Origin of the sequence: Actinoplanes couchii, from assembly GCF_016862075.1 — a bacterium.
In the GTDB taxonomy this organism is placed as follows: Bacteria; Actinomycetota; Actinomycetes; order Mycobacteriales; family Micromonosporaceae; genus Actinoplanes; species Actinoplanes couchii.
Map to the genome: position 1 here is coordinate 103,785 of NZ_BOMG01000106.1, position 12,125 is coordinate 115,909.

At 71.8% G+C, this 12,125-nt stretch carries 9 protein-coding genes and 1 pseudogene; 1 reads left to right on the plus strand and 9 read right to left on the minus strand.

Annotated elements, in window-relative coordinates:
• Window positions 1-224: 224 nt before the first annotated feature.
• Genes Aco03nite_RS43650 through Aco03nite_RS43680 form a run of 7 tightly spaced genes read right to left on the minus strand, consistent with a single transcriptional unit; the run spans window position 225 to window position 6,976 of the window.
• Window positions 225-1,052: a hypothetical protein gene (locus tag Aco03nite_RS43650; RefSeq protein WP_203807341.1), complete on the minus strand. Its 828-nt coding sequence runs from the start codon at window positions 1,050-1,052 to the stop codon at window positions 225-227.
• Between the two features lie 25 nt (window positions 1,053-1,077).
• On the minus strand, window positions 1,078-2,007 hold the full coding sequence (locus Aco03nite_RS43655) for a copper transporter (RefSeq protein ID WP_203807343.1): 930 nt from the start codon (window positions 2,005-2,007) through the stop codon (window positions 1,078-1,080).
• Window positions 2,008-2,014: 7 nt separating this feature from the next.
• Entirely contained in the window at window positions 2,015-3,208 is a 1,194-nt protein-coding gene (gene steA / locus Aco03nite_RS43660) for a putative cytokinetic ring protein SteA (RefSeq protein WP_203807345.1), read from the minus strand.
• Window positions 3,209-3,260: 52 nt separating this feature from the next.
• The gene (gene recN / locus Aco03nite_RS43665; protein ID WP_203807347.1) at window positions 3,261-5,018 is read right to left on the minus strand and encodes a DNA repair protein RecN; all 1,758 of its coding nucleotides are present in this window, start codon (window positions 5,016-5,018) and stop codon (window positions 3,261-3,263) included.
• 51 nt (window positions 5,019-5,069) lie between these two features.
• Entirely contained in the window at window positions 5,070-5,957 is an 888-nt protein-coding gene (locus Aco03nite_RS43670) for an NAD kinase (RefSeq protein ID WP_203807349.1), read from the minus strand.
• A complete protein-coding gene (locus Aco03nite_RS43675; RefSeq protein WP_203807351.1) occupies window positions 5,954-6,775 on the minus strand; it encodes a TlyA family RNA methyltransferase in 822 nt (273 codons plus the stop codon). The genes Aco03nite_RS43670 and Aco03nite_RS43675 overlap by 4 nt, the downstream gene beginning before the upstream one ends.
• Before the next feature lie 42 nt (window positions 6,776-6,817).
• On the minus strand, window positions 6,818-6,976 hold the full coding sequence (locus Aco03nite_RS43680) for a hypothetical protein (RefSeq protein WP_203807353.1): 159 nt from the start codon (window positions 6,974-6,976) through the stop codon (window positions 6,818-6,820).
• A 1,923-nt stretch (window positions 6,977-8,899) separates the two neighbouring features.
• On the opposite strand from Aco03nite_RS43680, the gene Aco03nite_RS43685 reads away from it, so the two are divergent.
• Window positions 8,900-9,223: a sterol-binding protein gene (locus Aco03nite_RS43685; RefSeq protein WP_203807355.1), complete on the plus strand. Its 324-nt coding sequence runs from the start codon at window positions 8,900-8,902 to the stop codon at window positions 9,221-9,223.
• Between the two features lie 442 nt (window positions 9,224-9,665).
• Here the strand turns inward: Aco03nite_RS43685 and Aco03nite_RS43690 are convergent, their stop codons facing one another.
• Complete coding sequence (locus Aco03nite_RS43690; protein ID WP_203807357.1) at window positions 9,666-10,670, minus strand: HAD-IIA family hydrolase; 1,005 nt, start codon at window positions 10,668-10,670, stop codon at window positions 9,666-9,668.
• Window positions 10,671-11,008: 338 nt separating this feature from the next.
• Window positions 11,009-11,806: pseudogene (locus Aco03nite_RS53700) on the minus strand (Replicase polyprotein 1ab); the annotation flags it as partial.
• Between the last annotated feature and the right edge of the window lie 319 nt (window positions 11,807-12,125).

Consider the following 12,125-nt stretch of genomic DNA (forward strand, 5'->3'; position numbering starts at 1 on the left):
CGCGACAGGCGGGGCCTGGTCAGCAGCCGGGTTCGGGGCGGGAACCGGCGCGACAGGCGGAGCACCGCCGGCAGCCGGGTCCGGGGCGGGAACCGGCGCGACGAGCGGGGCGACGCCGGTGGCCGGGGTGGCGGGAGCCGGGTCGGTCCCCGTATCGCCGCGGGGTGAAGAAACCGGCGAAGCGGGAGAGAAGGGACCGCCGGAAGAATCGCCTGGCTGGGTCGTCACCGGGGTTGGCGGCCCAGCTCGTCGAGCGTGCGCAGCCACGGCGTGTCGTTGATGACCTTGGTGAAGCTGACCTTCTCGCTGGCCGCGGTGAGAGCGGCCAGGGCTGCCAGGGTGACCGCGCGGCCGGTGGTGCCGGTGCGGGCGGTGAGCGCCACGCCGAGCAACGCGCCGAGCGAGTTGGCCCCGGCGTCACCGAGCATGATCTGCTCGCCGAGGTCGTCGGGCAGCAGGGCCGCGCCGGCGCCGAGAGCCCCGGCGGTCAGCGACGCGTTACGGCCGACGGCGAGCGGAGCACCGAGCACCGCGCCAGCCTTGAGCGCCCGGCCGGGACGCAGGTCGAGCAGGTTGAGCAGGTTCGCCGTCCCGGCGATCACACCGGCGCCCAGCAGCACGTCCGAAGCCCGCCCGAACCGGCTGCCCCGGGTGCTGCCGATCAGCGCGGACGCGGCGAGCCCGGCCGCACCCACCCCGACGATCTTGACGAGGCCGCTGGTGACGTAACCCTCGCGCAGCGCGCCCAGGTGCCCGGCGAAACCCTTCGCGGCCTTCTGCTCGGGCCGGTTGCCGGCCACATCGTCGTAGAACCCGACCGCGCCGCTGACCGCCCCGGCCGTCACCGCCGCGGCGGCGAGCCGGAACGTCGGAGCCCCGGCCGCCGCGCCGACGGTGGCGCCGGCCGCGAGCGCGGGACCACCGGCGAGGGTGACGGTGCGCCCGTGGAAGTTGGTCCGCCGCAGTTCACCCGCCCGGGGATCGCGCTGCACCCAGCCGAGGACGGTCCGCGCGACCAGGGCACCGAGACCAGCGGAACGGAGGTAGGCCATGGCAGCGGAGTCTATCGGGGCCGGGCTACGGAGCGGTCGACGGCACGATGGAGGTGACCCCGGTGCCCAGCCCGTAGTGGCCGACCTTGCCCTGGACCAGCCGGTCCCACATCACCAGGGTGGTCGCGACCTGACCCTGCACGGTGCTGGCGTTGTCGACCGTGGAGATGGTCGCGCTGAGCGCCGGGTCGTTGCGGATGCCGGAGACCAGGTTCCCCTCGCCCGCGTCGTCACCGGCGACCACCAGCGCACGGCCCTTGCCGAGCTGCTCGGCCATGGTGACCGCGTAACCGCTCTTCTTCGTCGCCTCGCCGTCGGTCGCCGGCACCCCCGCGACCAGCACGATCGCCTCGGCCCCACCGACCGCGCCGTCCTCGACGGTGACGTAGCCGGGCTTGGTGAACGCGGCGAGCACCGCCGTCACGTCGTCGGCGGTCGGCGCCCCGGTGCCCTGCATCAGGGTGAGCGCCAGCAGCGCGCTCGCGGTCTCCACCCCGTCGCTGTTCTGCGGCAGGGTGGCCCCCTCCACGGACGGCTGGGTCGACTGGTCGGCCAGATCCAGCAGCTCGTTGACGAAGTTCGGGTCGAAGAACTTCTCCTCGACCGTGACCCGGGAGCTGATCGTCGCGCCGGCCACCGTCAGCATGTCGACGACACCCTGGGCCGAGTCGTCCGCGCCGGGCAGCGACACCACGGCCAGCTTCCGGCCGGCCAGCTTGCCGCCGAGCAGCATCGGCGCGATCTCGGTGGCGAACTCCTGGTTGCGGTTGACCTCGTCGTTCAGCTTGTTGACCTGCTCACGGCGGACGTTGTTGTCCTTGTTGAGCGCGGCCAGGTTGTTGCGCAGGTTCTCGGAGACCGGGCCGTTGAGCGCGGCGGTCCCCACCACCAGGCCGATGGCCAGCGCGAGGAAGACCGCGGTGAGCGACACCACGTGGTACCGGAAGTTGATCACAACGCCCTCAGAAGAGATTGCCGAGCTGGAAGACGAAATTGTCCCACCACTCGGACACGACGGTGAGGTACGCCTTCCCCACCGTGGACACCGCCACCGCCGAAGCCATCGCGGCCACCGCGGAGAGCACCAGCAGCAGCACCGCCGAACCGGAGATGCTCTGCCGGTAGAGCCTGCTGACACCCTTGGCGTCGACCAGTTTGCCGCCCACCTTCAACCGGGTGAGGAATGTCGAGGCCATGCCACCCCGGCCCTTGTCGAGGAACTCGACCAGGTTGGCGTGCGTGCCGACGGCCACGATCAGGGACGCGCCCTTCTCGTCGGCGAGCAGCATCGCCAGGTCCTCGCTGGTCGCCGCGGCCGGGAACGTCACCGCGTCGACACCCAGGTTCTCCACCCGTTTGAGGCCGGGCGCCCGCCCGTCCGGGTAGGCGTGCACCACGATCTCGGCGCCGCAGCGCAACACGTCGTCGGTGACCGAGTCCATGTCGCCGATGATCAGGTCGGGGGTGTACCCGTTCTCCACCAGCGCGTCGGCCCCGCCGTCGACGCCGATCAGCACCGGCTTGTACTCCCGGATGTACGACCGGAGAACCTCCAGGTCCTCCCGGTAGTCGTAGCCCCGGACAACGATCAGCACGTGCCGCCCGCCGATCCGGGTCTGCACGTCGGGCACACCCACACCGTCCAGCAGGAGATCGCGCTCCTGCTTCAGGTAGTCCATGGTGTTCGCCGCGAACGCCTCGAGCTGCACCGACAGGCCCTCACGGGCGTCGGCCATCGACTTGGCGACGGTCTCCGCGTCCTGCCGGGCCCCGGAGGCCACCGGCTCGCCGTCGAGCAGCACGGTGTCGCCCTCGATCGCGACCACCTTGCCCTCGCGCAGGCCGGTGAAGACGTCCTCACCGAGGTCGTCGACGAGGATCACCCCGCCCTGGATCAGCACCTCGGGCCCCAGGTTCGGATAGCGGCCGGAGATCGACGGCTTGGCGTTGAGCACCGCCATGACCCCGGCGGCCACCAGCGAATCGGCGGCCACCCGGTCCAGGTCGACATGGTCGATCACGGCGATCTCACCGGGGCGCAGCCGGCCGGTCAGGCGTTTGGTCCGCCGGTCCAGCCGGGCCACGCCGGAGACCGGGCCAGGGTCGGCACTCCTGGTCCGGCGCAGGGTGGGAATGGGAAGTCGCATCCCGGCCATCCTGACATGCCGTCGCACACTGATCCCCCACGACATGCGCCAGCTCACTTGATCAGGCGCGTTTCTCCCGAGCAGCCACCGAGAGCAGCTCCTCGGCATGGGCGATGCCCAGGTCCGAATCGGGCAGACCCGCCAGCATCCTGGACAATTCCCGGGCCCGTTCGGTCTCCTCGACGATCCGGACCCCACTGGTGGTGATCGCCCCGCCGGTGTCCTTGGCGACCACCAGGTGCCGGTCGGCGAACGCCGCGACCTGCGGCAGGTGGGTCACCACGAGCACCTGATGGGTGCGGGCCAGCCGGGCCAGCCGGCGCCCGATCTCCACCGCCGCGGTGCCGCCCACCCCGGAGTCGACCTCGTCGAAGACCAGCGTCGGCGGGCCACCGGCGCCGGCGAACACCACCTCGATCGCCAGCATCACCCGGGACAGCTCACCACCGGAGGCGCCCTTCTGCAGGGGCAGGGCCGGCGCGCCCGGGTGGGCGTGCAGCCGCAGCTCCACCTCGTCGGCGCCGTCCGCCCCGGCGGCCAGGGTCTCACCGTCGACGGTCACCGCCGGCTCGTCCTTCGACGGGGTCCGGGTCAGCACCGCCACCTCGACCCGCGAGTGCGGCATCGCCAGCCCGGCCAGCTCCACGCTGACCGCCTCGGAGAACCGGACGGCCGCCTCGCGCCGGGCCGCGGTCAGCCGCCCGGCCAGCTCGCCGACCGTCGCCTCCAGCCGCTTGCGCTCGGAGTCCAGCTCCTCCAACAGCTCGTCGGAGGAGTCCAGCTCGCCCAGCTTGGTGCGCGCGGTCTCCGCCCAGGTGATCACGCCGTCGATGTCGTCGGCATATTTCCGGGTCAGGGCGCGCAACGCCGCCCGCCGCTCGTAGATCGCCTCCAGCCGGGCCGGATCGGCGTCCAGCGAACCCAGATAGGTCGACAGCTCCGAGGAGACGTCGGCGACCAGGGTGGCCGCCTCCTCGATCCGGGCGGCCAGGTCACCCAGCGACGAGTCAACCTCGGCCTGCCCCTCCAGGGTGCGCCGGGCCAGCCCGAGCAGCTGGGTCGCGTCGGGGGTGTCGTCGGCGACCTCCACCCCACCGGCCAGCGCCTGCGCCGCCAGGGCGGCCGCGACCCGCAGCCCCTCGGCGTGCTCCAGCCGCTGCACCTCGTTGCGCAGGTCCTCGTCCTCACCGGGCTGCGGGTCCACCCGGGTGATCTCGTCGAGGCCCAGCTTGAGCAGATCGGCCTCCTGCGAGCGCTGCCGCGCGTTGCGCCGCCGGTCGTTGAGGTCGTCGACCACGGCCCGCCAGCGGGCGAACGCCTCCCGGTACGACTCGATCAGCTTCTCGTGCTCCGGACCGGCGAACCTGTCCAGCGACGAACGCTGCTCGGCCGGGCGCAGCAGCCGCAACTGGTCGGACTGCCCGTGCACCGCCAGGATCTGGTCGCCCAGCTCGCTCAGCGTCGACACCGGCATGCTCCGGCCACCCACGTGCGCCCGGGACCGGCCCTCGGCCGTCACGGTGCGGCTCAGCAGGATCGAACCGTCGTCGTCGGCAGCGCCGCCGGCGTCGGTGATCCTGGTCCGCACCGCGTCGCCCAGGTTGCCGCGCAGTTTGAGCCGGCCCTCGACGACCGCCCGGCCTGGATCAGCCCGGACCCGGCCGGCATCGGCCCGGCCACCGAACAGCAGACCGAGGCCGGTGACCACCATGGTCTTGCCGGCACCGGTCTCGCCGGTGATCACATTCATTCCCGACGTGAGCCGCAGCGTGGTGTCGTCGATGACACCCAGCCCGGTGATGCGCAGTTCCTCCAGCACAGCCAGACAGTATCGGGAGCCCCCGACAATTGCCCAACGGCGTCGGTCTGATCAGCGTCGATTCCCTCGCCAGCCGACGACCGGAAGACCGAACTTCGCCACCAGCGTGTCGGTGAACGGACGCGGGGCCAGGCGCACCAGGCGCACCGGCAGCTGACCCCTTTCGACAGTCACCTGCGAGCCCGGCGGAAGATCCCAGGTGCGACGGCCGTCACAGCACAACACCGCAAATGACGTGTACGGGTCGACAGTCAGCACGAAGGTCGACGTCGGGGCTGTCACGATCGGCCGGCTGAACAGCGCGTGCGCACTGATCGGCACCAGCAGCAGCGCCTCCACCTCGGGCCACACCACCGGGCCACCGGCCGAGAACCCGTACGCCGTGGAACCGGTCGGTGTGGCACACACCACACCGTCGCAGCCGTAGCGGGACAACGGCCGCCCGTCCACGTCCACGAGCAGCTCGAGCATCTGCGCCCGCTGCCCCTTCTCCACGGTCACCTCGTTGAGCGCCCACGACTCGGCGATCAGGCGGCCGTCGTACTCCGCCCGCACGTCGAGCGTCAGCCGCTCGTCGACCGTGTAATTACCGGCCACCACCTCGGCGACCGCCTCGTCGATGTGATCGATCTCGGTCTCCGCGAGGAACCCCACCTTGCCCAGGTTGATCCCGAGCAGCGGCGCCTTCGCCGGCCGGGCCAGGTCCGCGGCGCGCAGAATGGTGCCGTCACCACCGAGCGCCAGCACGATCTCCACACCCTCGGCGGCCTCCGGGCCGGACACCGGCTCCACCCCCGGGGGCAGCTCCAGATCGTCGACCTCCTCGGCGATCACCCGCACCTCGAAACCGGCGGCGATCAGGTCGAGCGCCACGGCACGGGCGTGCTGTGTGCTCTGCCGGCGACCGGTGTGCGTGACCAGCAGGGCCGAGCGGCTCATTTCTCCTCCAAGAGCTCGACAGCATGAGGTCCGGCCTCGACCACCGCTTCGATGCGGGCCGGATCGGCCGGCGGGGCGTCCCGCCGGAACCACACGAAGAACTCCACGTTGCCGCTCGGGCCCGGCAGCGGACTGGCCGTCACATCGGCCACCCCCAGCCCCAACCCGGCGGCGGCCGTCGCCACGTCCAGGACCGCCTCGGCACGCAGCCGCCAGTCCCGGACCACCCCACCCGCGCCGACCCGTTCCCTACCCACCTCGAACTGCGGCTTCACCATCAGCGCCAGATCGCCGTCCGGGCCGGTGCACGCGGTCAGCGCGGGCAGCACCAGCCGCAGCGAGATGAACGACAGATCCGCCACGGTCAGATCGACCACACCGCCGATCGACTCCGGGGTGATCGTGCGGACGTTGGTGCGCTCCTGCACCACCACCCGCTCGTCGGTACGGATCGGCCAGGCCAGCTGCCCGTACCCGACATCCACCGCCACCACCTGGCGGGCGCCGGCACGCAACAGCACGTCGGTGAACCCACCGGTCGACGCGCCCGCGTCCAGACACCGGCGACCCTCGACCGGCAGTTCGAACGCCTTGAGCGCACCGAACAGCTTGTGGCCGCCCCGGGACACGTATTCGGTCTGCGGATCCTCCCCGGTCACCAGGATCGGGTCGGCGGGATCCACCATCGCCGCCACCTTGTGGGCGACGGTGCCGCGCACCTGCACCCGGCCGGCCTCGACCAGCGAGGCGGCCTGTTCCCGGGAGCGGGCGAGCTTACGACGGACGAGCTCGGCGTCGAGACGCGCACGGCGGGCCATCAAATTCCTTTATTTCGGTACGGCGGTACGGTTCGCTGACGGTCAACGGTCGATGCCGGCCAGGGTTTCCTGGAGCACCTGATGCGCGGCCTCGTACTCGGCGATCTGCTCGGCCGGCGCCAACCGCGCAGCGTTGGCGAGCGACCGTAACACCGCGTCCACCGCCGGGTGCCCGCTGCCCTCACCGTCCCGAAGAACCACCCCCGAGTCACCCCCACCGAACCGCCCGGCGTCACCCCCACCAGGCCGCCCGGAGTCACCTCCGGCGGGCCGCCCGGCGTCACTCTCGCCGGGCCGCCCCACGTCGCCACCCACGGGCCGCCCGGTGTCGCCCCCACCAGGTCGCTCCGGGTCGCTCTCACCGGGCCGCGCCCCGAAACCACCACCGGGCCGTCCCACGCCGGGCCCACCGGGCCGGGGCCCGTGCGGCGGCGGTCCCGGCCGAAATCCTCCCGCCGGCGGCCCCGGACGCGGACCTGGCTGTGCTGCGCTGGGAAAGGTCACCGGCTCAGGCCTCCGTGCTCTCGACAGTCTCGCTGGCCGGCTTGCCCTGAGCGGGCACCCGAGGAGCCCGCTTGGCCGGAGCCTTCCGAGGCACGCCGCCCGTCCGGACCGCATCATCCGCCCGGGCCGCGTCATCCGCCCGGGCCGCGGAGTCCTTCTGGGCCACGGATTCCTTCTGGGCCACGTCGTCCGTCCGGGCCGCGTCCTTCCGGGCCACCGAAGCCTTACGCGGCACCGCTTCACTACGCGGCGCGGGTGCCTTCGCCGGCGCATCGCCGCGCGACGCAGGCGCCTTCCGCGGCGTAGCCACCTTCCGAGGCCGAGCAGCCTTCTCCGCAGCGACCGCTCCCTCAGTCACCGGAGCAACCTCAACAGCGGAGCCCGCCGCCTTCGCACCAGACCGCGCCGCAGCGCTCTTCCGCGCGGGCGCAGCCTTGGCCGGGACAACGTCCACAGGTGCGACCTCAGCCGCCGGGCCCGCCGCGTCCAGCGCGGGAGACGCCGCGTCCAGCGCGGGAGACGCCGCCGTTACAACCTTCTTCGCGGGAGCCTTCTTCGCCGGGGCGTTTTCTCCCGGTAAAGCCTCAGCCGTTGAGGTCACCGCGTCCGTAGCGGGACTCGCCGCCGTTGCGGCCTTCTTCACGGGTGCCTTTTTTGCCGGTGCCTTCTTTGCCAACGGCGCCTTCTTCGCGACCGGGGCCGGAGCTGGAGCCGGAGCCGGAGCCGGAGCCGGAGCCGGAGCCCCCGCAGCCTCGGCCGCCGGCCCGGTCGCCTTCCGCGGCACACGCTTGACCGGGGCTCGCTTGACCGGGGCTCGCTTCACCGGCGCGGACTCGGACGGCCCGGATCCAGCGGCCGCAGGCTCAACCGCGGACGAGGACGAGGAAGACGAGGGTGAAGACGAAGGGGCGGACGAGGGAGAGGAAGCGGACGAAGAGGGAGACGAAGACGCGGCAGAAACCGGCGCCGAAGCGGCCGCCGAGTTGCCGGACACCCCGGTCCCGCCGGTCCCGGCGGAGGGCATCGCGTTCGGAGCGGCCTTGACCGCCTTCTTGGCCACCGCCTTCTTGACGGGCCGCACCGCCGGAGCAGAACCCGAACCCGGTCCCCCGGCCGACCCCACCGACCCCGAAGGTTTACCTGAACCCGCCGGCCCCACCGATCCCGCCGCCCCCACCGGAGAAGACGACCCCGGCAGAGAAGACGACCCCGCAGCGCCGGAAGCCTGGGCCTCACGCAACTGCCGTTCCAGGTCGTGGACCCGCCCGGTGAGATCCGACACCTCTTCAGCGGTGGCCAGGCCCACCCGCCCGAGGGCCCGGTCCACCTCGTACCGCACGATGCTGGTCAGCGCCTCACGGTTGGCCAGCCCCGCGGACATCAGGTCCTCCACGATGCCCTGCACCTGTGTCGCCGTGGCCCCGCCCCGGTTGAGCAGGTCCCCGGCGACCTGTTGTGCTTTCTTCCGGGGTGCCTCCGTCAAGCCGAGTGCCAGGTCCAGATACGCCCGCCATGCGTCCGGCATGTCCCGCCTCCTCTTGCGCGTCGGGTGCCACGCTACCGGGCACCTCCTGGAAACTCCTGAGGTACCAGGTTGGTGTCGTGAGGCAGGATGGGCTCATGGCCACCGTGGACGACTGCCGCAAAGCACTGCACGACCTAGCCGCCCGCCTCGAGGCCAACGCCGAGGCACGGGGCAAGCTGGACCTGGATCGCACCCTCGCGTGCCGGCTCACCGACCTGGGCGCGGCCTTCCACGGCCGGATCACCGAGGGCCGCCTGGTCGACATCACCGACGGCGACGACCCGAAGGCGAAGATCGCCCTGGTCACCACGAGCGACGAGCTGCTGGCTCTGGTGGCGGGCAAGCTGGACATCACCCGCATGCTCACCAGCATCCGAGCGAACCCGTTCGACCTGCTCAAGCTCCGCAAGCTCCTCTGACAGACGCACCCCACCGGCCGTGCCCAGAGGTACGGCCCCAACCCCACACCGGTTCAAACCGACCGAAGCCCAGCGCCCGGCGAAGGTGTGGGCGAAACCCCGGAAAACGGTGAGCGGTGTGGGCGGAACCCCCGGAAAACAGGTGAGCGGAACGTCCCGCCCGGCCGCCGAGCCGGCCAGGGTCGACGACGCAGCCCAGAGCGCCTCCCACCTCTTGGCGGATCTGGCCCGCTTACACCGATAAAACCTTTTTGCCGGTACGCCAGATCAGCACTTCGCCGAGCTACCCCGCACGTGGCCAACCGCGAGATACCACCCACTCGAGGTGTCCCCGCGACCGCCGGGCCGATGGCGGTGGAGACGCCCAAGAACAGAACGGCCGGTTCCGGTCACCGTCACCCACACGGGGAACAGTGACCGGAACCGGCCGCACTCAAAAAACCTAGATCTTCCAGCCGAGCAACAGATCCCGCGCCTCCGCCGACACCGGATCGATCCCGGACAACGGAACCCCGGACCAGGTAGCCGCACACAGCAGACGCAAAGCATCCACCGGATCGCCGGAACCGTCCAGCGACACCCGCGAACCCTCCCGGGACACGCTCCACCCACCGGCTTCCGAACCGGACACCGGCACCCGCAGGTCGTCCGCCGCCCGGAACAGCCCCGACAGATCTGCCGCCACATAGGTGGGCCGCCGGTCCGCGGGCGCCGCCAGCAGATCGGCCGGGCCACTGACCCCGGTCAGCACCAGCAGACTGTCGATGCCCGCCGTGACCGCGCCCTGGATATCGGTGTCCAGACGATCGCCGACCGCCAGGGGCCGTTCGGCACCCGACTGTTTCGCGGCCGTCCGGAACAGGCCGGGCTGTGGTTTGCCCACCACCACGTCGGGTTCCCGGTCGAGGGCCGTCCGCAGCACCGCGACCAGCGAGCCGTTACCCGGCAGCGGGCCGCGTGGGCTGGGGAGGGTGCGGTCGGTGTTGGTGGCGTACCAGACCGCTCCGGACCGAACCGCGAGAACCGCCTCGGCCAGCACCTTCCAGCCGACCTCCGGGCCGTAGCCCTGAACCACCGCGACCGGCTCGTCCTCCAGCCGGTCGACCGGGGTGAGACCGGCGTCGCGCACCTCGGCACGCAACGCCTCGGCACCCACCACCAGCACGTTCGCACCGGCGGGAAGTCGCTCCGCGAGCAGTGCGGCGGAGGCGCCGGCCGAGGTCAGGACCTCGGCCGGCTCCGCGCTCACACCCATGCCGGTCAGCAGCGCCGCCACATCGGCGGCACGCCGGGACGCGTTGTTGGTCGCGTACGCGATCGCGGTGCCGTCGGCACGCAACCGCTGCACGACCTCGACCGCTCCCGGGATCGGCTCGTCGATCAGGAAGACGACGCCGTCCAGATCGAAGATGACCAGATCGTGACTGCCGGCCAGGTGATCACTCACGCCTTCGGCTTCTCCTCGTCAGCAGCCCCGGCGACACCCTCGTCCCCGGCGGCCTTCTCCGCGGAACCGGCCTCGGCAGGCGCAACCGGCTTACCGGCCTCAGCCTTCTCACCCTCAGCCTTGCCAGCCTCGAGCTTGTCAGCCTCAACCGTGCCGGCCTCGGCCTTGACGGTCTCGACCTTGTCAGCCTGAACCTTCTCGGCCTCGACCTTCTCGGCCTCGACCTCATCGGCGTCGCCGAACGTCTCCGGAGAAACCGCACCCTCCGGGGCGTCCTTCACGAGCGCGTCGGTGTTGACGTCCGTCGCGGCCACAGCAGCGACCTTGTCGTCGTCCTGCTCGTCCTCGTCGTCGAGGTCGTCCTCGTCCTCGTCGTCGGCGAGGTCGTCGTCATCGTCGTCGTCGTACTCGTCCGAGTCGTCCTCGTCGTCGTCATCCGAGTCGTCCTCGTCGTCCGAGTCCGAGTCCGCGGCAGAGTTCGACGGAGCACCGTCGGTGCCGGCCTCGTCGTCCTCGTCCTCGTCGTGGTCGTCGCCCTCGATAGTGACCCCGTCGAGCTCGAGCAGCCGCTCGGCAGCGTCGGTGACCTGGTCCTCGTCGACCGCGGCGGCCCGGGAGAACCACTCACGGGCCTCGTCCCGCCGGCCGGCGGCCAGCAGCGAGTCCGCGAAGGCATAGCGCAGACGCGCCGCCCAGTCCGCGTTGCCCTCGGCGCTCAGCTCGCCCACCTGCAGCATCGCCACAGCGGCGTCGTGCTGACCCAGGTCGCCCCGGGCACCGGCGGCGACGATGAGCAGCTCGATCGCGGTCGCCTTCTCCAGCTTCTCCAGGTCGGCGCCACGGTACAGGTCGATCGCCCGCTCGGGCCGGCCCAGCGCCCGCTCGCAGTCGGCCAGCTCGGCCAGGTGCGTCTGCCGCCCGGTCATCCGGTGGTAGGTGCGCAGCTCGGCGATGGCGGTCGTCCAGTCCCCGGCGGCGTAGGCGGCCAGGCCGACGGCCTCGCGCACCACTGCGATCCGGGAGGCGAGCCGCCGCGCCGCGATCGCGTGCTGCAGCGCCTCTTCGGAGTCCTCGTCGATGATCGTGCCGGCCGCTACCAGGTGCCGCGCGACCTTGTCGGCGACGTCCCGCGCCAGGCTCTGCAGCTCGGCACGGACCTCCTGGTCGAGGTCGTTGGCGGTGATGTCCTCGGGGATCTCCGGCGCCACGAACCCGGGCTGACCGTTGTCCTGCTCGTCCCGCGGACCACGGTCGGCGTCGTTGCGGAAACCGCCACGATCCCGGTCGTTGCCCCGGTACCCACCCCGGTCGTCGTTACGGAACCCGCCCCGGTCACCGCCACCCTGGTAACCACCACGGTCCCGGTCCCCGCCACGGTATCCACCGCGGTCGCCGCCGCCCTGGTATCCGGGACGGTCCCCGCTCGGACGACGGTCGCCGCCGCCCTGGTAGCCC

Excerpts from the sequence above, each read along its gene's own strand:
- Aco03nite_RS43650 (WP_203807341.1), bottom strand. The coding sequence starts at position 1,052 with ATGGCCTACCTCCGTTCCGCTGGTCTCGGTGCCCTGGTCGCGCGGACC.
- steA (WP_203807345.1), bottom strand. The coding sequence starts at position 3,208 with ATGGCCGGGATGCGACTTCCCATTCCCACCCTGCGCCGGACCAGGAGT.
- Aco03nite_RS43670 (WP_203807349.1), bottom strand. The coding sequence starts at position 5,957 with ATGAGCCGCTCGGCCCTGCTGGTCACGCACACCGGTCGCCGGCAGAGC.
- Aco03nite_RS43675 (WP_203807351.1), bottom strand. The coding sequence starts at position 6,775 with ATGGCCCGCCGTGCGCGTCTCGACGCCGAGCTCGTCCGTCGTAAGCTC.
- Aco03nite_RS43685 (WP_203807355.1), top strand. The coding sequence starts at position 8,900 with ATGGCCACCGTGGACGACTGCCGCAAAGCACTGCACGACCTAGCCGCC.